The sequence below is a fragment of the Rhodococcus sp. W8901 genome (genome assembly GCF_013348805.1).
Classification (GTDB): domain Bacteria; phylum Actinomycetota; class Actinomycetes; order Mycobacteriales; family Mycobacteriaceae; genus Prescottella.
Window position 1 is genome coordinate 3,368,934 of record NZ_CP054690.1, and the last position, 18,065, is coordinate 3,386,998.

At 67.3% G+C, this 18,065-nt stretch carries 13 protein-coding genes and 1 pseudogene; 6 read left to right on the forward strand and 8 right to left on the reverse strand.

The window, feature by feature from the left end:
- Positions 1-793 precede the first annotated feature (793 nt).
- From HUN07_RS15820 to HUN07_RS27490, 4 genes are all read left to right on the forward strand, one after another.
- Entirely contained in the window at positions 794-2,920 is a 2,127-nt protein-coding gene (locus HUN07_RS15820) for an acetate--CoA ligase family protein (protein ID WP_174910883.1), read from the forward strand.
- Positions 2,902-5,292 (forward strand): acetyl-CoA acetyltransferase, encoded by a 2,391-nt coding sequence (locus tag HUN07_RS15825; protein ID WP_174910886.1) that lies wholly within the window; start codon positions 2,902-2,904, stop codon positions 5,290-5,292. Before HUN07_RS15820 ends, HUN07_RS15825 begins: the two co-directional genes overlap by 19 nt.
- Before the next feature lie 36 nt (positions 5,293-5,328).
- On the forward strand, positions 5,329-6,456 hold the full coding sequence (locus tag HUN07_RS15830; RefSeq protein WP_174910889.1) for a nitronate monooxygenase: 1,128 nt from the start codon (positions 5,329-5,331) through the stop codon (positions 6,454-6,456).
- A 95-nt stretch (positions 6,457-6,551) separates the two neighbouring features.
- Positions 6,552-6,842 carry a WhiB family transcriptional regulator gene (locus HUN07_RS27490; protein ID WP_174910892.1) on the forward strand — a complete coding sequence of 97 codons (291 nt, stop codon included), beginning with the start codon at positions 6,552-6,554 and terminating at the stop codon, positions 6,840-6,842.
- A 167-nt stretch (positions 6,843-7,009) separates the two neighbouring features.
- Here the strand turns inward: HUN07_RS27490 and HUN07_RS15840 are convergent.
- From HUN07_RS15840 to HUN07_RS15855, 6 genes and pseudogenes are all read right to left on the reverse strand, one after another.
- Positions 7,010-8,148, reverse strand: a pseudogene (locus HUN07_RS15840) (IS701 family transposase).
- 51 nt (positions 8,149-8,199) lie between these two features.
- Complete coding sequence (locus HUN07_RS27045; protein WP_254622540.1) at positions 8,200-8,670, reverse strand: hypothetical protein; 471 nt, start codon at positions 8,668-8,670, stop codon at positions 8,200-8,202.
- Complete coding sequence (locus tag HUN07_RS27050) at positions 8,631-9,299, reverse strand: hypothetical protein (protein ID WP_254622541.1); 669 nt, start codon at positions 9,297-9,299, stop codon at positions 8,631-8,633. The genes HUN07_RS27045 and HUN07_RS27050 overlap by 40 nt, the downstream gene beginning before the upstream one ends.
- The gene (locus HUN07_RS27495; protein ID WP_368077054.1) at positions 9,296-9,391 is read right to left on the reverse strand and encodes a hypothetical protein; all 96 of its coding nucleotides are present in this window, start codon (positions 9,389-9,391) and stop codon (positions 9,296-9,298) included. Before HUN07_RS27495 ends, HUN07_RS27050 begins: the two co-directional genes overlap by 4 nt.
- A 136-nt stretch (positions 9,392-9,527) precedes the next feature.
- Positions 9,528-10,103, reverse strand: a complete 576-nt coding sequence (locus tag HUN07_RS15850) for a hypothetical protein (RefSeq protein ID WP_174910895.1) — start codon at positions 10,101-10,103, stop codon at positions 9,528-9,530.
- Positions 10,103-11,974, reverse strand: a complete 1,872-nt coding sequence (locus tag HUN07_RS15855) for a DEAD/DEAH box helicase (protein WP_174910898.1) — start codon at positions 11,972-11,974, stop codon at positions 10,103-10,105. The genes HUN07_RS15850 and HUN07_RS15855 overlap by 1 nt, the downstream gene beginning before the upstream one ends.
- A 140-nt stretch (positions 11,975-12,114) precedes the next feature.
- Between HUN07_RS15855 and glgX the strand changes: the two genes are divergently transcribed.
- Entirely contained in the window at positions 12,115-14,223 is a 2,109-nt protein-coding gene (glgX, locus tag HUN07_RS15860) for a glycogen debranching protein GlgX (protein WP_114719333.1), read from the forward strand.
- Positions 14,220-16,598 carry a malto-oligosyltrehalose synthase gene (gene treY / locus HUN07_RS15865; RefSeq protein ID WP_174910901.1) on the forward strand — a complete coding sequence of 793 codons (2,379 nt, stop codon included), beginning with the start codon at positions 14,220-14,222 and terminating at the stop codon, positions 16,596-16,598. The genes glgX and treY overlap by 4 nt, the downstream gene beginning before the upstream one ends.
- A gap of 166 nt (positions 16,599-16,764) precedes the next feature.
- Here the strand turns inward: treY and HUN07_RS27295 are convergent, their stop codons facing one another.
- Both HUN07_RS27295 and HUN07_RS15870 read right to left on the reverse strand, forming a co-directional pair.
- Positions 16,765-16,893 (reverse strand): hypothetical protein, encoded by a 129-nt coding sequence (locus HUN07_RS27295; RefSeq protein WP_302675457.1) that lies wholly within the window; start codon positions 16,891-16,893, stop codon positions 16,765-16,767.
- An 88-nt stretch (positions 16,894-16,981) separates the two neighbouring features.
- Positions 16,982-17,992, reverse strand: coding sequence for an EamA family transporter (locus tag HUN07_RS15870; protein WP_174910904.1), 1,011 nt, complete (start codon positions 17,990-17,992; stop codon positions 16,982-16,984).
- Between the last annotated feature and the right edge of the window lie 73 nt (positions 17,993-18,065).

Below are 18,065 nucleotides of genomic sequence, written 5' to 3' on the forward strand. Positions count from 1 at the left end.
CGAACAGTGAGTGTCTATGTATTGTGACGCTCGACATATCTAGTCATCCTCAGCTCAGTAAAGGGTGTGGATCGATTGTGAACCGTTCGGAAATCCAGGACCTCCAGACCAACGGCGCCGGTCTTCTCGCACGCCGGTGGGGTACTGCCACCTTCCGTCGACACCAGCGATCTCGATCAAATTTGGGCGGCCGCGGGCGGGGGCGGCTGGTTCGACTAGTAGGCACGCTCCGCGCTCATCGCAGCGGCCAGCGAACTCGGGAAGGCGGTCTTCCCACTCCCCCTCACCGACGGATTCATCGCCGCTCGACTGTGGGGCCCGGACAGTGTGGTCGCCGCCCACAGCACGGATGGTTCCTGGAAAGTCACACTGGTCTCGACGGAGGCTCCGGACCGGCTCGTCGAGGCAGGCGAGGCCGCCACCCATTGACTTTTCCACTACTCGGAGTCCGGAACTGCGGCACTGCATCTCACCACCGGCCGCACCGAGATCGACGGCCTCACCAAGCCGGACTGGTCGACTGTCAGCTACGACGAAGCCGAATCCCAGATCGCAGAAGGCTCAGATTCCCTCAACGAGGCGATCGTCAAGCGATGCTCGACATCCTCGGACCCAACGCGGTCATGGGCCCGTCCGTCCGTTCCCGGCGCCCGCCGGGACGCACTCAAGAAATGTCTACGCCTGTCGATCATGTACGTCGTCGGCGGCGGTACCAACGAGATCCGGCGCGGCCTCATCCCCGCGGCCGCGGACTCCCCCGCTAATCCGAAACACCCTTCAACCAGGAGCATTCATGCCTACTGCGATTACGCCGGAGCGGCTCACGGCTCTTTTCCGGCCACGCAACGTCGCTCTCGTCGGAGCCTCGAACAAGTCCAACTTCTCACTCGTCGCATATCACAACCTTGTCCAATACGGATTCGGTGACCGCACATATTTGGTCAATAAGCGGGGCGCCGAGACCCACGGTCAGCAGACCTACACCTCCTGCACCGAGATACCTGTCCCGGTGGATCTGGCGTACATGATGGTGCCGCAGGCTGGCACCCTGGACGCGCTGACCGATGCGCACGCCGCTGGCGTGCGCAACGCGGTGATCCTGTCGTCCGGCTACGCTGAAGCCGGCGCGGACGGGCGTAAGGCCGAGGCCGAACTCCTCGCCCATGCAGAGTCGCTGGACATGGCGCTGTTGGGCCCGAACATGCTCGGCTTCACCAACTTCGTCGACGGCGTCACGGCGACCTCCATTCCGGTCACGCAGCGATCGCCGGGGTCGATCGGGCTGCTGTCGCAGAGCGGTGCCAGTTCCTCGGCGATGGCCGACTTCGCAGCCATGATCGGCGCGGACCTGTCCTACATGGTCACCTTGGGCAACGAGGCGATGATCACCGTGGGCCACGTCCTCGACTTCCTCGTCGAGGACGAGTCGACCAAGGCGATCGCGATATTCATGGAGACGATCCGCGATCCCGAGACATTCCGGCGTGCGGCGCTGAAGGCGGCCGCAAGGGGCAAGGCGATCGTGATCCTCAAGGCCGGCAGCAGCGAGCTGTCTGCCCGCACCGCGGCCGCACACACCGGCGCCCTCGTCGGCGACGACAAGGTCATCGACGCCTTGTTCCGCGAGTTCGGCGTCATCCGAGTCGACTCGATCGAAGACATGATGGTCACCGCCCAGGTCGCGGCTCATGTCGGACTGTTGGACCGACCCGGCATCGGTGTAGCGTCCATCTCTGGTGGCGCGTGCGACATCATTGCCGACCGCGCTCAGGATCGGGGCGCCCTCCTGCCGGAGCTTGCGCCCCAGACGCGGTCGACGATAGAAGAATTCTTCGCTGCCTACGGCACGATCCAGAACCCACTTGATGTCACGGGCGCCGCTGTCATCGATCCGAGCATCTTCACCAAGTCCATCGTGGCATTGTCGAAGGATCCCTCGATCGGTGTGGTCGCTGTCGTCAGCTCGATTCCGTGGGAAAACGACGGCCCTTCCCCAGCCGAGGCGTTGATCTCCAGCATTGGCAACGGCATCGCTCAGGCCGAGGTCCCCGCCGTGTTCGTGAACCAGGTTCTGCAGCCCAATACCGACTACACGCGCAAGATCATGACGGATGGCAATGTGCCGGTGGTAGTTCCGGGCATACAGGCCGGTGTCGTCGCGCTGCAGAACGTGGTGACCTGGTCGCATCGGGTTCAGGAGATCACCTCCTCTGCCTCCCACGCCCCTGCCGATGTCGCGGTCCCAGACAGCAGTGCCCGCCGGGGCAAGTGGTCGGAGTCGACCGCTCGCGGCTTGCTGGCCGACGCGGGTGTGCCGGTCGTTCCTGCAACGCTGGTAACCACTGCAGACGAGGCAGTTGTCGCGGCTGCCGCGGCCGGGGCGGCCGTAGTGCTCAAGATCGCCTCCCCGGACATCCTGCACAAAAGCGACATCGGCGGCGTCCGTTTGAACGTCTCCGGCGCCGACGACGTCCGGGCAGCATTCGACGCCGTCCACGCCTCCGCGGCCGCAGTGCCGGGAGCCCGCGTGGAAGGTGTCCTCATCTCCCCGATGCGACCACCGGCAACCGAACTGCTTGTTGGCGTCGTTCGGGATCCCCAGTGGGGTCCGATACTCGCGGTCGGGCTCGGTGGAATCTTCGTAGAGGTCCTCTCAGACTCCGTGCTTACTCCGCTGCCGGTGACTCCAGACCGGGCCCGGCAGCTGCTCGACCAACTGCGCGGCTCGACAGTCCTCGACGGCGTCCGCGGAGGAGCGGCCGCCAACCGCGACCGTCTCGCCGAGGTCATCTCTCGTGTCGGCGACCTCGCAGTTGCCCTCGGACCTGACCTCGTCTCCCTCGAAATCAACCCCCTGCGCGTCAACGGCTCCGAGATCGAAGCACTCGACGCTGTTGTGGAATGGAAGGACCAGGCGTGAGCACGCCTCACTCTCTCGACCCCCGTACCCCCGTCGTCGTCGGCGTCGGCCAGTTCACCGAGCGGGTTGACGCCCCCGAATACCGTGGCCTGTCGGCCGTCGACCTTGCTGCCGGCGCTGTTTCGGCTGCGCTCACCGACACCGGAGCCGACACCAACGCCGTTGCCGCCGCAATTGACACCGTGGCCGGAATCCGCCAGTTCGAAACGTCCACACCCGGTGCCCCCGCCCCGTTCGGGAAGTCGAACAACTATCCCCGTTCTGTCGCCCATCGTGTCGCTGCCAACCCGTCGCGTGCGATCCTTGAAGTCTCCGGCGGTCAAGGGCCCCAGCATCTGGTGACCGAGCTGGCTCGCGCGATAGTGTCCGGTGACAGCTCTGTTGCAGTGGTTTTTGGGTCCGAGGCGATCTCGACCGTCCGACATCTAGCCAAGACTGAGAACAAGCCGGACTTCACTGAGACCGTCGACGGAGGCCTTGAGGACCGCGGGTACGGTCTCGAGGGACTGATGCCGATGTCCGCAGTCAACCACGGCCTGACCGACGCTCCGAGCCAGTACGCACTGTTCGAAAACGCCCGCCGCGCCCGACTCGGACAGACACGGGACGAGTACGCCTGCGGTATGGGCAAGCTGTTCGCACCGTTCACCCGGGTCGCGGCGAGCAACCCGCACTCGGCGGCACCGACCGAACGCACCGCGGCCGAGCTGGTCACACCCACCGAACGCAACCGACCGATCGCCGACCCTTACACGCGGTTCGTCGTCGCGCGCGATCAGGTGAACCAGGGTGCCGCGGTGGTGCTCATGTCGGTTGCCGCCGCCCGGGAACTCGGTGTGCAGGAGGATCGATGGGTGTTCCTGCACGGTCACGCCGACCTGCGCGAACGCGACCTGTTCGACCGGCAGGATCTCAGTCGCAGCCCGGCCGCCGTCATGGCGAGCACGCATGCGCTCGAGGTCGCGGGTATCGACGTCGCCGAGCTGGCCACGATCGACCTCTACAGCTGCTTCCCGATCGCGGTGTCCAACGTGGCCGACGGACTCGGCCTGTCCTCCGATGATCCGCGTGGGCTGACCCTGACCGGCGGCCTGCCGTTCTTCGGCGGCGCGGGAAACAACTACTCGATGCACGCGATCGCCGAAACCGTCGACCGGTGCCGCAAGGAACCCGGCTCGTTCGGGTTCGTCGGCGCCAATGGCGGCCTCCTGTCGAAGTACTCGGTTGGGATCTACTCCACCCATCCCACCGGGTGGCGCGAGGACCGCTCCACCGAACTTCAGGCCGAGATCGACGCCTGGCCGACCGTGCCGCTCACCAACCACGCCGACGGCTGGGCAACCATCGAGACCTGCACCGTCAAGTACGACCGCAACGGTGACCACACCGGCATCGCCATCGGAAGACTCGAGAGCACCGGGGAGCGGTTCATCGCCAGCGGCATCGACGGTGACGACGGCATCCTCGCACTGCTGAATTCTCCGGAACCGATCGGACAGCGGTTCTACGTGCGCTCGTTCGGCTATGGCAACCGCGTCACCACCACCGAGATGCGGATGAATGAACTGCACCCACCCACAGTGCCAGTGTTGCGCGAGGGCTACGAACACGTCCTCGTCCACCGCGAAGGACACCGGCTCGAGATCACCATCAACCGGCCTCAAGCCCGCAACGCCCTGTTCCCGCCCGCGCACGAGGAACTGTCCGAGATCTTCGACGCGTACTTCGCCGATCCGGATCTGTGGGTGGCGATCATCACCGGTGCCGGCGACCAGGCGTTCAGCGCCGGCAACGACCTGATCTACTCGGCGAGCGGGAAACCGAACTACGTGCCCAAGAGCGGGTTCGCCGGGCTGACCAGCCGCCGCGGCATGAACAAGCCGGTTATCGCCGCCGTCAACGGCTTCGCCATGGGCGGTGGACTCGAAACCGCCCTCGCCTGTCACCTCGTCGTAGTCGACGAGAGCGCGCAACTCGCCCTCAGCGAGGTCAAGGTCGGACTGTTCGCTGGCGCTGGCGGTGCAGTCCGCCTGCCCCGGATGCTTCCCCCCAAGCTGGCGAACGAGCTCATCCTCACCGGACGCCGGATGGGTGCCCAGGAAGCGCTCGGTCACGGCCTCGCCAACCGGGTCGCACCCGAGGGCAAGGCACTGGACGTCGCAAGGGAACTCGCCGAGGCGATCATCGTCAACTCCCCTACCTCCGTGCGACTTTCACTCGAGGTGATGGAGCAGGCCCAGGGCATCGCCGATGTGATCGACGCCGTGAACGCCCGCACCACAGCCGTCGACGACCTGATGACCAGCGAGGACATGCGCGAAGGCCTCACCGCTTTCGCGCAGAAGCGCCCACCGGAGTGGCGCAACCGCTAGCTTCCCCAACTCCCCCAACAGAACTGGAGCACCGTCATGAAGACCCCCATCTGCGAGCTTCTCGATATCGAGATCCCGCTGCTCGCGTTTAGCCACTGTCGCGACGTCGTCGCCGCCGTCACGAACGCTGGCGGCTTCGGTGTCCTTGGAGCCTCCTCACATACCCCAGAACAGCTCGAAGAAGAGCTGGCCTGGATCGACGACCATGTCAACGGCAAGCCTTACGGTGCCGACATCGTCGTTCCCGAGAAATTCGAAGGCAAGGGGCAGCACCTCGAGGCTGCAGATTTGCTGGCGCTCGTGCCCGATGAGCACACTGATTTCGTCACCAAATTGCTCACCGACCACGGTATCGAGGCGGCCCGCGAGCAGGTGGTCGCGATGATCTTCGCCCCGAATCAGGTCGAGGAGGGCGAGAAGCTTCTTGAGGTGGCACTGCGGCACCCGATCAAGCTGATCGCCAACGCACTTGGCGTGCCGCCCCAGTACATGATCGACCGCGCCAAGGAAGCTGGAATCCCCGTCGCCGCTCTGGTCGGCGCGAAGGAACACGCGATCCGTCAGGTTAAGGCAGGGGTCGACATCCTCATCGCCCAAGGAACCGAAGCTGGCGGGCACTGCGGCGAAGTCACGACCATGGTCCTGATCCCCGAGGTCATCGAGGCGATCAAACCGATCCGGGAAGTGCCCGTCCTCGCCGCCGGTGGCATCGTCACCGGCCGTCAGATGGCTGCCGCAGTCGCACTCGGCGCTGCGGGCGCCTGGACAGGATCCGTCTGGCTCACCACCCCCGAGGCCGAAACCGCTCCCTACACGGTCGAGAAGATGATCGCGGCGTCCTCACGAGACACGGTCCGCTCGCGGGCGCGCACCGGGAAGCCGTCACGCCAGCTCAAGTCGGCATGGACGGAGGCCTGGTCGGCACCGGGGAGCCCAGATCCGCTGCCGATGCCGTTGCAGACCCTCCTCAGTGAGGGAAATCTGCGCCGGATCGACGGTCTGGCGGAGAAGGGCGACAAGGGTGCTCAGGATCTGGCGACATACTGGGTTGGCCAAGGCGTCGGGCTGATGAACAAGGTCAAGCCGACCCGTGAGGTGGTGCTCGATTTCGCGGAGGACTACCTCGAGGCGACCGAACGCCTGGCGAACTCGCTGGGGGACTGACAACAGCACGCGCTGCGGGCCCGGCTGAGAGCCAACACACGGCTCTCGGTTGGGCCCACCATGCTGCAAGCATCCAAACGTCCGATCGAGAGAGCATGTTAGAACGACCCCTCCAGCTGCCCTCGCCGTCCGTCGCGCATTGGGATTGGCAGCTGACCGCCCGCTGCCGTGAAGTCGACGCCAGCATCTTCTACCGCGACGACTCAGACTCCGAAGCGACGGCAAAATCGCTGTGCAACTCGTGCCTGGTGCTCGACGAGTGCCGGGCCTACGCCGTCACAGCGAACGAACCGCACGGTATCTGGGGAGGACTCAATCCCAATGAACGCAGTCGCCGGCGCTGGGAGTACGCGCCACGATCGCGAACTGAGACCATCGAGGTCTAGTACTGCAACGACAGTTTGTGATGTCGACGTTTGTAGTGACTGACACGGGCTCTGGCTTGGCTGACGCGGCGCCAAGTTCGACCAGTGCCATACGTGGATGAGAGTGTGTCGCACAGGACAAGCAACACGATTGAAGAGGCGTCGAATCTCGTTGATCGTCAGAGGAATTAGCGTTCCGGGACCCGCTGGAGATCCTTTTGAGCGTCTCGGCGCAGGATCGTCAAGAACGCGGCCGCGGCTATCGACAAGGTGATGTGCCGGTACCAGGCCGGGTACCCGCGGACCTGGTAGTGGTCGAGCCCCGTCTCGTTCTTGGCGGCCTGGAAGCACTCCTCGATCGCCCAGCGACTGCCGGCCACCCGCACCAGTTCGGCGGCGGGGTGTCGGCGGGGCCGTAGCAGATGTAGTAGGCGATCTCGTCCGGGTTGCCGATCGAGCGGCGGGCCAACAGCCAATGGCCGCGGCCGGCCTCGCGCAACGGCCGGATGTCCACCACCGCCCGGTCGTAGAGCCTGGGGCCATGGGCGCCGTCGCCGCAGTTGATCCGCTGCCATGCGGTCTCCGGTAGTTCCGCGACAACGGCATGGGCGCGGCGCTGCCGCAGCTCCATCGAGATCACCATCTGCGACTTCGGTACAGCGAGAACATGTGCCACACCACGGGATTCGAGCCACAGCCGGATTTTGCCAACCTGCCCGTAGGCCTCGTCGCCGGTCAGCCACCCGAACGGCACCCCGGAGTCGAGGGCGCGCTCGATCATCGACTGCGCCAGTTCGGGTTTGGTCGCGAATTCCACGTCGTCGCCGATCCCGGCGGCGCGACACCGCTCCCGATCCTCGGTCCAGGCCTTCGGCAGGTACAACTCCCGATCGATCAACGCACGACCCCGGTCGGAGGCATAGGCGAGGAACACCCCGACCTGTGAGTTCTCGATCCGCCCCGCCGTGCCCGAGTACTGCCGCGCCACCCCGGCAGAACGAGTTCCCTTCTTCAAGAAGCCTGTTTCATCGACGATCAACACGCCGGCGTCGGCGTCGCCGATCGTCTCGACCACGACCTCACGCACGTCATCGCGCAACCCGTCACAGTCCCAGGAGTAGAAATTCAGCAACCGCTGCATGCCCTCCGGGCCGCTGTCACCGGCAGCCTCGGCCAAAGTCCAGCCATTCTTCCGCTCGATCTCACCGAGCAATCCGCGCACGTACGCACCCATCCGCCGCCGCGACTCCACCCGACTAAACCGGGACGCGAACCGCGCACAGAACGCCGTGAACCCCGCCGACCACTCCAGTACCTCAGATTGCACCACGATCAATTACCACAGGAACACCATTGGTCACAAAATGTCGTTGCAGTACTAGGCGTCGACGAGACGGTTCGATCCCGGCGGACGGCACATTTCGGAAAACCCACCATCTCCGTCCATTCCGGATCTCCGCGGCCCACACCGGTCACGCATCACCACCGAGTCGGGATGCGTGGCCGGGGCGTGGACCTCGGACACGACGATCGACCGCGCACCGGCGTCGCGCAGGGCGCGCTCGAGTCGACTCGCATCGAGGGCCCGGACCAGGACGGTGACCAGGCGGTAGCGGTCACCCGGGTCGGTCTGAGCGATCCTGGTCGGTGTCGGCGGCGGTTCGTCGACTGCGCCCGAGGCGAGTCCCGCACCCACCACGAAAGACGGCGCGAACTGGTAGGCGTCCATCCCCTGGCGTCGTCGGTCGAGCCCGAACTCCTCGTCCGGCGGGAGTCGCAGCCCGACGGTCTTCTCCGCGGCGAACGCGATCAGCAACGTGACGACGAACGAGAACGCGACGACTGCCACGACGCCAGTGCCTGATTGCCGAGCAGCGAGAAGCCACCGCCGAAGAACACGCCGTCGGAGCCGATCGTGTTGACGGCCTTCTTCGCGAACAGGCCCAGCAGCAGCGAGCCCAGCACACCACCCACGAAGTGCACCGCGACGACGTCGAGCGCGTCGCCGAAGCGGAACCACACCTTGAGCCGCAGCGCGAGCTGGCAGGCCAGGCCCGCCACCGCGCCGGTGGCCGCGCCGAGCACGGTGGCCCTGCCTTGCCGGAACCACTCGAGAATCAGCCAGATGACCAGCCCGGCGGCCGCGGCGACATGGGTGTTCAACAACGCCTGAGGCGCGACACCGTTCGCCTGCAGACCGTCCCCCGCATTGAACCCGAACCAGCCGAACCACAGGATTCCCGCGCCGACGATCGTCAGAGGCACCGAGTGCGGCACCGTCTCGCTGTCCGGCCATCCCGCCCTCCGGCCGACCACGACGAGGATGGCCAACGCCGCGGCACCGGCAGACGCGTGGACCACCATGCCACCGGCCCAGTCCTGCGCTCCCCTACTCGCGAGCCAGCCCTCGGGGTTGAACAGCCCGGCATCACGGTTGAACGCGATGCTGTGTCCGATGAGGATCCAGACAACGGTCACCACCCCGAGCGGACGATGTTCTGCTGAAGCATCACAAGGGTGTTGCGGCTCTTGACCATTCCGGCATAGAAGAACGCCAGCCCCGGAACCATGAACAGCACGAGGGCGGCACAGATCAGGACCCAGGCAGTGTCACCGGCGTCGAAGCGGCGTCGTCGTGTCAGGACCCCAGCCGATCCCGCTCCGTTGTGCGACCCGCACAGGCGCGGGAGCAGTACCGGCTCTCGGTCAGACGCCGTAGTACCGTGCGACGTCGATCCGGGACAGCGGTATCCAGTCCGACGACGAACCCTCGGCGGAACGTGCGGCGGTCGCGGATCGGCGTTCCCGCAGGGCGACCGCGAGAGCGGGCTCCTCGTCGATCCGTTGCACCAATTGGTAGATGGCCGCGAGATGGTGGAGGCACGGCTTCCGGCGCCCCGTGCACGCGCAGGTACCGGCGTGATCGGCGACATCGCCGGTCAACGAGATGCCCTTGTCGACCAACTCGGCGACCAGACCGTCGGGCAGTTCCCCCGCCGCGACCCGGCGGTCGTCGGCGCCGGCGCGAGCGACCGTGGCGCGAACAGTGGCGGACTCGCGCCTGTCCCACAGCGGTACGTCGATCCCGACCGGGAAGGCCTTGCCGCGGACGGTCACGTCCGCGCGGATCCGGCCGGCCTCGGCGACAGTGAGAACGACGGAGCCGTTACCGGACAACATACGGGCCCGCGGCAGCAGCGAGTTCGGCGACGCCGCGGTGGTCGACTCGATGGTGCGGAGCCACGCGCGGCCCCACGCGGTGACACCGAGCTTGATGGCCATCAGTTCACTCCGAGCGTATCGAGGTCCAGCAGGGCGCGCAGTTCGGCGTCGGGCAGCTTGGCGAGCACCGCCTCCGGGTTCCCCGAAACAGATTCGGCGACGGCTCGTTTCGAGTGATGCATCGCGGCGATGTGGTCCTCGATCGTCCCCCCGGTGACGAGGGTATGCACATTGACGGTGCGGCGCTGCCCGATCCGGTGCGCCCGGTCGGTGGCCTGGTCCTCCACGGCGGGGTTCCACCAGCGGTCATAGTGCAGCACATGACTGGCCCGGGTGAGATTGAGTCCGAACCCGGCGGCGCGGAGACTGAGAATCAGAATCGGCGGCCCGTCGGGCGAGGACTGGAAGGTCTTGACGAGTTCGTCGCGGCGCTCCGCGCCGAGGCCCCCGTGCAGGAACGGCACCGTGCCCAGGCCGAGTTCCGAGCTCAGGTGCGCGGACAGCAACTCACCCATCGTCCGGTACTGCGTGAACACCAGTGCCCGGTCGCCGTCCGCGACGATCTCGGCGAGCATTTCGGTTGCCCGATCGAACTTTCCGGAACGCCCCACCAGGTCCCGGTCGTCCGCTCCGGTCAGCTGCGCGGGGTGATTGCACACCTGTTTGAGCCTGGTGAGCAGCGCGAGCACGTTGCCGTGGCGCGCGATGCCGCTGCCCAGGCCGTCGGCGAACGCACTCTCGACGGCGGCGCGATAGAGCCGGGACTGCTCGTCGGTCAACGTGCACGCGACCGTCGAGTACTGCTTCGGCGGCAGGTCGGTCGCGACCTGCGCCTTGGTACGGCGCAGAACGTACGGGGCGATCACGGCGTTGAGCCGTTGCGCGGCGGTCCGCGACCGGCCGGACTCGATCGGGGTCGCGAACCGCTGACGGAACCGAGCCCGGGTCCCGAGGACCCCCGGATTGGTGACGTGGAGCAGCGACCACAGCTCCTCGAGCCGGTTCTCGACCGGAGTGCCGGTCATCGCCACCTTCAGCGTCGCCGGCAGCCGAGCCGCGGCCTTGGCTGCCTGCGCGGCCGGATTCTTGATCTGCTGGGCTTCGTCGAAAACCACCGAGTCCCAGGCGACGTCGGACAACGCGTCGGCGTCGGACCGCAGGACGGTGTAGCTGGTCAGCATCACCGTTCTGTTCGGGAGCGTCACCGGCAGTGCGCGGTTCGCACCGTGGAAGACCACCACCGGCAGGTCCGGTACGAAGCGACCCAGTTCACGACGCCAGTTGCCGATCACCGATGTCGGGCACACCACCAGATGCGGGCCCGCGTCCGCACGCATCGCGAGCAGGGCGACGGCCTGCAGCGTCTTGCCGAGGCCCATCTCGTCCGCGAGGATCCCGCCGCCCTCGCCCGCCAACGCCCGGAGCCAGCCCACACCGTGAATCTGATAGGGGCGCAGGGTCGCCTGGATCCCGGCCGTCTCCAGATCGCCGACGAGCGCGGCGGCGTCGAGGAACTGACGGAGCGACACCGCCGCCGACGGGACAGCCGACTCCCCCGCGTCGAGGGTCGCGTGTGCGGCCACCGGCATCGCGTCGGCCAGTTCGGTACAGGCCGCATCGCCCCGTCCGGACAACCGGGCGGCCTCGCGCCACACCGACACCGACACGCCGAGCCCTTCGTGTTCGGGCCGCAACCCGCGGAGGGCGGGCAACACGGCCGGCAGGTCCACCGCCCGCGCCTCCACCGTGCGTGGTTCCACCCTCGTGCCGTCGACGGGCACCGCGAGCCGGCACGTCGTGGGCCGCCCCGCCGGTAGTCCGTTGTCCGCCAGCGCCGCCTCGACGTCGTCGACACCCCACCACACGAGCGTCCCGAGCGCGGGATCGAAGGTGGCCTGCAGCCGTCCGGGATTCACGCTCGACTCGTCCATGTCCGCCGAGACTAGCGCCGCAGGGGCCTCCGCCGCCATCGGAATCGGCCCGGAAGTTCGCAGTTCAGGTGTGGTTTTCCCAACATTGACGGCCGCAGGTTTGCGGTGCCTCGAGGCCGTTCCGGCTAGGGTTCTGCAGCATGGAACGCAGCGACGCCTCGTTGGACGTGTGGCCGGGCAGTGCGTATCCACTGGGCGCGACCTACGACGGTGGCGGCACCAACTTCTCGCTCTTCTCCGAGGTGGCCGACGCGGTCGAACTGTGCCTGATTGCGCGAGACGGGACCGAGACCCGCATCCCGCTCGACGAGGTTGACGGGTACGTGTGGCACGCGTACCTGCCCACGGTCACCCCCGGTCAGCGCTACGGCTTCCGGGTCCACGGGCCACACGACCCGGCGGCGGGTCTGCGGTGCGATCCGTCGAAGCTGCTGCTGGACCCGTACGGCAAGGCGTTCGACGGAGCCTTCGACGGAGATTCGTCGCTGTACACGTTCGGCGAGGACACGTTGGGGCACACCATGACCACCGTCGTGATCAACCCGTACTTCGACTGGGCCGCGGACCGGCCGCCGCGGACGCCGTATCACGAGACCCTCATCTACGAGACCCACGTCAAGGGGATGACCGCGACGCACCCGGAGGTGCCGGAGGAACTGCGCGGCACGTACGCCGGGCTGGCCCATCCGGCGGTCATCGAGCACTTGCGCTCGTTGGGAGTCACCGCGGTCGAGCTGATGCCGGTCCACCAGTTCATGCACGACCAGATCCTGCTGGACCAGGGCCTGCGGAACTACTGGGGCTACAACACCTTCGGGTTCCTCGCCCCGCACGCCGAGTATTCGTCGGTGACGAAGCCGAGCGGTGTCGTCACCGAGTTCAAGGCGATGGTGCGCACCTTCCACGAGGCAGGCATCGAGGTCATCCTCGACGTCGTCTACAACCACACCGCGGAGGGTGATCACCGCGGGCCCACCATCGCGTTCCGCGGCATCGACAACGCCGCCTACTACCGGCTCGACGACGAGGACCCCGAACTCTACAAGGACTACACCGGCACCGGGAACAGTCTGGGTGCCCGGCATCCGCACACCCTGCAGCTGATCATGGATTCGCTGCGGTACTGGGTCACCGAGATGCACGTCGACGGCTTCCGGTTCGACCTCGCGTCCACCCTCGCCCGCGAGTTGCACGACGTGGACCGGCTTTCCGCGTTCTTCGACCTCGTCCAGCAGGATCCGGTGGTGAGTCAGGTCAAGCTGATCGCCGAGCCGTGGGACGTGGGCGAGGGCGGCTACCAGGTCGGCAACTTCCCCGGCCTGTGGACCGAGTGGAACGGCAAGTACCGCGACACCGTGCGCGACTACTGGCGCGGTCAGCCGTCGACACTCGGTGAGTTCGCCTCGCGCCTGACCGGGTCGTCGGACCTGTACGAGGCAACCGGGCGGCGCCCCGGGGCGAGCATCAATTTCGTGACCGCCCACGACGGCTTCACGCTCGCCGACCTGGTGTCCTACGACGAGAAGCACAACGCGGCCAACGGCGAGGACAACCGGGACGGCGAGAGCCACAACCGGTCCTGGAACTGCGGCGTCGAGGGCCCCACCGACGACCCCGGAATCCTCGCCCTGCGCGCCCGCCAGCGCCGGAACATCCTCGCCACGCTCCTGCTCAGCCAGGGCACACCGATGCTCGCCCACGGCGACGAGATGGGGCGCACCCAACAGGGCAACAACAACGTCTACTGCCAGGACTCGACGCTGTCGTGGATGGACTGGACGCTCCTCGACGCCAACGCGGACCTGGTCGAGTTCACCCGACGGGTCAGCGCCCTGCGATCGACGCACCCCGTGTTCCGCCGGCGGCGGTTCTTCGCGGGCCGCCCGGTACGCGACGCCGAGCACAGCCGCGACATCGCGTGGTTGACTCCGTCGGGACGCGAGATGACCACCGCGGACTGGGACAGCGCGTTCGGCAAGGGCCTGGCGGTCTATCTCGGCGGAGACGCGATACCGGAACCCGACCAGCGCGGCCGTCGGGTGGTCGACGACTCCTTCCTGTTGCTGTTCAACGCCCACGACGACGCCCTCGAGTTCACCGTGCCGCACGGCGAGGTCGACTCCCCATGGACCGGCGAACTGGACACCACCGCACCCACGGGGGGCACCGATGTCGTTGTCGCGCCGGGTGACTCCATCGCCGTCCCGTCCCGCTCCCTGCTGGTACTGCGCCGGGACCGAATGCCATGAGGCCGATCACCGCCACCTACCGGCTCCAGTTGCGCGGTGACGCGTTCACCCTCGACGACGCCCGGCGCCTGGCCGACTACCTGGACCGGCTCGGCGTCTCCCACCTGTATCTCTCGCCCATCCTCACCGCCACCGCCGGATCGACGCACGGGTACGACGTCATCGACCCGACCACGGTCTCGGCCGAAATCGGGGGGCGGGCGGCACTGGTCGCACTGTCCGCGGAACTCGCCGAACGCGACATGGGGCTGATCGTCGATCTGGTGCCCAATCACGTCGGCGTCGGCCGGCCACGGGAGAACCGTTGGTGGTGGGACGTGCTGACCAACGGCCGACGGTCGCCGTTCGCCCGGTTCTTCGACGTCGACTGGCGCGAGGACAACGGGGCGGACGGGCGAATCGCACTGCCCGTCCTGGCCGATGAATCCGACCTCGGCGGTTTGAGTTTCGACCACGACCGGGGCACCCCGATGCTCGCGCTCGGCGACCAGCGGTTCCCCATCGCTCCCGGCACCGAGGACGGCAACCCCCGCGAGGTCCACGACCGGCAGGCGTATCGGCTCGTCGGCTGGCGCGACGGGGCGGTGGGATATCGGAGGTTCTTCGCGATCAACGACCTCGCCGCGCTCCGACAGGAGGATCAGCGGGTGTTCGACACGACGCACCACCAGTTCGCGTCGTGGGTGCGCGACGAACTGGTCGACGGCGTCCGCGTCGACCACCCGGACGGCCTGAGCGATCCGTCCCGCTACCTGCGCACCCTGCGGGAGGTGATCGGCACCGACCGTTGGCTGCTCGCCGAGAAGGTCCTCGCGGCCGGGGAACCGCTCGACCCGACGCTGCCGATCGACGGAACCACCGGATACGACGCCCTCGCCGAGTACGGCGGCGTGTTCGTCGACCCCGCCGGTGAGGCGACGCTGACAGCGCTGGCCGACCGTGCGGGGGCACCCGGCGATGCGGCCTGGCTGCGCGACAACGGAATCGAACTCCGACGGCGTGCCGCGCGCACCGAGTTGGCGCCCGAGGTGCGGCGCCTGGTGCGGGCGGTACTGCGCGACTCGCCGACCTTCTGCAACCCGGACCAGTTGCGCGATGCGCTCGTCGAGGTACTCGTCCACATGCCGGTCTATCGCGCCGACTACGCACCACTGGCGGGCACGATCCCCCGGATGATCGGGGAGACACTCGATCGGCACCCCGAGTGGGCCGCCGCGCTGACGACCCTGGCCGGCGCGCTCACGGATGCGGCCAGCGAAGCGAGCACCCGCTTCCATCAGGTGTGCGGCGCACTGACCGCCAAGGCGGTCGAGGACTGCCTGTTCTACCGCACCTCCCGGCTCGTCTCACTGCTGGAGGTCGGCGGCGATCCCGGCCGGTTCGGCTGCTCCCCCGCTGAGTTCCACCTCCGCGCCGCCGAACGCGCCCGGCTGTGGCCGAGGACGATGACGACACTGTCGACGCACGACACCAAACGCGGCGAGGACGTCCGCGCGCGCATCGGGGTGCTGTCGCAGGTTCCGGAACTGTGGGCTCGCTGCGTCGCCGACTGGGAGATGTCCACCCCGAGCCCCGACGGCACCACCGGACTCTTCCTGTGGCAGAACATGTTCGGAGTGTGGCCGGCGGACGGATCGGTCCCGACATCCGCCCTGCGGGGACGACTCCACCAGTATGCGGAGAAGGCCACCCGCGAGGCCGGACTACGCACCGCCTGGACGGACATCGACCAGCACTTCGAGACCGCGCTGCACACCTGGCTCGACAGGGTCGCCGACGGACCGGTCGGCCGCAGCATCGGCCGGATCGCGCAGCAACTCGCCCCGCACGGATGGTCCGACGCGTTGGGACAGAAGCTGCTGCAACTGTGCGGACCGGGCGTCCCGGACGTCTACCAGGGCACAGAGTTGTGGGAGGACTCGCTGGTCGATCCGGACAACCGGCGGCCGGTGGACTATCGGCCTCGCCGGAGGCTGCTGCAGTCGATGGACACCCCCGGCGTCGAGACGCCGCCCCTCGACGGATCGGGTGCCGCGAAGTTGCACGTCACCCGCACCGCGCTGCGACTGCGCCGCGAACGCCCGGACAGCTTCGTCGGAGGCCACTACCGCCCCATGTTCGGCGTCGGACCCGCCCACGATCATCTCGTCGGCTTTGCTCGCGGCCCGGCCGGTCAGGCGTCGGACGTCATCGTCCTCGCCACGCGGCACAGCGTGCGACTCAACGAAACCGGTTGGGGCAGTTCCAGCATCGCACTACCGAACGGAAGCTGGTTCGACCGGCTCACCGGCGAACTGTATGCCGGGGCTGCTCCGCTGACGAAGATGTTCGACCGACTGCCCGTGGCACTGCTGGTGCGACTGGACCGGCCGTGACGAGTCGAGTCTTGCCCGCTTCGCGTGCGCGCCCGACGCCGTCGCAGCACTGAAGGCCGCTGCCGTACCCGACCAGCCGGGTGTGGCAACGACCTTCAGCAACCCCTACGCCCCAAGGATGGGGCGCGCTACTACTTCAACACCAGACGTGAAGTCGGACCTTTTCTCAGCTGAAGGTGGCGAGCGCACCGATCAGGCTGAGCAGTGCGCCGACGCCCGCGAGTACGCCGCCGATACCACTCACGACAGGCTGAATCTGCTTGATCAACGCGAGGTCTGCATCAGAAGAACCCATAACCACTCCTCATCCGAATGTCGTTGCGCGGTTGCGCAAGCAAAAATGTACTACAGCACGTAGTAGCCGCGCTACGCGTGAGAGGAGCTCACTCGGAGCCATCGAGCCCGACAGACGTTTGATCGCTGATAGCGTACCGTCCGCCCTGCCGACCACCCCCGCCGGCTGGCGGACGGGTACGCCGGCAGCGGCGGGATGTGTGCGCGCCCACGTCACCCGGGGCTTCTCCGCTCGGGTCGAGGGCTGCGGGCGCTCTCGCGCCGCCGCGTTGCGCACCGATCCCCGCGGCCACGACGAAGCCGATGCCGAGTACGGCCAGGGGATTCGGGATCTGCCGTAGCGCCACGAGTCCGATGAGAGCCGCGATCGCAGGTTCGAGGCTCATCAGTGTGCCGAACGTCCCCGCGTCGAGGCGGCGCAGCGCAACCAACTCCAGCGCATAGGGCACCACCGGGAGCAGCACCGCAAGCCCGAGGCCGAGGAGTACGAGCTGCGGTGTCAGGCGCGCGAAGACGTCCGGCGCTGCTACCAACGTCGTGACAACCCCGGCGACCGGCATCGAGATGGACAGGCCGGCAAGGCCGCCCACCTCGTCACCGACCTTCTGCGTGAGCAAGATGTATGCCGCCCAACACACGGCAGCGCCCAGCGCGAAACCCGCACCCGTCGGATCGACGTGGCCGCTCCAGGGTTGCGTCAGCAGCACGACACCGCCGCCGGCGACCAGCGCCCACAGCCGGCCGACTCCGCGGGTTCGGGTCACCGCGATCCCCAGGGGTCCGAGAAACTCCAGTGCACTCGCAGTTCCGAGAGGGATCCGCGACGCGGCGGCCATGAACAGCATCGTCATGCCGGCAGTGGCCACACCCAGTGCCGCCGCGGAACGAAATGCGCGGCGAGTGAACTGCTCTGGACGTGGTCGAACGATCGCGACGAGGAGCAGACCGGCCCAGGCGAGCCGTAGCCAGGCGGCACCGGCTACACCCACCTGGTCGATGAGCGCAACCGAGGCCGCGAGACCCAGCTGCACGCACAGCATCGCAGAGAGCGCCATCCCGGCTCCGGCCCGCGATGCACTTCGGGCCTCGATCGTCGTCATCACGTCAGTGAACCGAACTCATCCGTCAAACTCCACGCGAATAAAGTGGACTGATCGTTCACGAATCCTGAAC

Bases quoted from the DNA above. Each gene is read 5' to 3' on its own strand.
- HUN07_RS15870 (WP_174910904.1), bottom strand. From the start codon at position 17,992: ATGACGACGATCGAGGCCCGAAGTGCATCGCGGGCCGGAGCCGGGATG.
- treY (WP_174910901.1), top strand. From the start codon at position 14,220: ATGAGGCCGATCACCGCCACCTACCGGCTCCAGTTGCGCGGTGACGCG.
- HUN07_RS27495 (WP_368077054.1), bottom strand. From the start codon at position 9,391: ATGGTTCCGGGGCTGGCGTTCTTCTATGCCGGAATGGTCAAGAGCCGC.
- HUN07_RS27490 (WP_174910892.1), top strand. From the start codon at position 6,552: ATGTTAGAACGACCCCTCCAGCTGCCCTCGCCGTCCGTCGCGCATTGG.
- HUN07_RS15850 (WP_174910895.1), bottom strand. From the start codon at position 10,103: ATGGCCATCAAGCTCGGTGTCACCGCGTGGGGCCGCGCGTGGCTCCGC.
- HUN07_RS15830 (WP_174910889.1), top strand. From the start codon at position 5,329: ATGAAGACCCCCATCTGCGAGCTTCTCGATATCGAGATCCCGCTGCTC.
- HUN07_RS15855 (WP_174910898.1), bottom strand. From the start codon at position 11,974: ATGGACGAGTCGAGCGTGAATCCCGGACGGCTGCAGGCCACCTTCGAT.
- HUN07_RS27295 (WP_302675457.1), bottom strand. From the start codon at position 16,893: ATGGGTTCTTCTGATGCAGACCTCGCGTTGATCAAGCAGATTCAGCCT.
- HUN07_RS15820 (WP_174910883.1), top strand. From the start codon at position 794: ATGCCTACTGCGATTACGCCGGAGCGGCTCACGGCTCTTTTCCGGCCA.
- HUN07_RS15825 (WP_174910886.1), top strand. From the start codon at position 2,902: ATGGAAGGACCAGGCGTGAGCACGCCTCACTCTCTCGACCCCCGTACC.
- glgX (WP_114719333.1), top strand. From the start codon at position 12,115: ATGGAACGCAGCGACGCCTCGTTGGACGTGTGGCCGGGCAGTGCGTAT.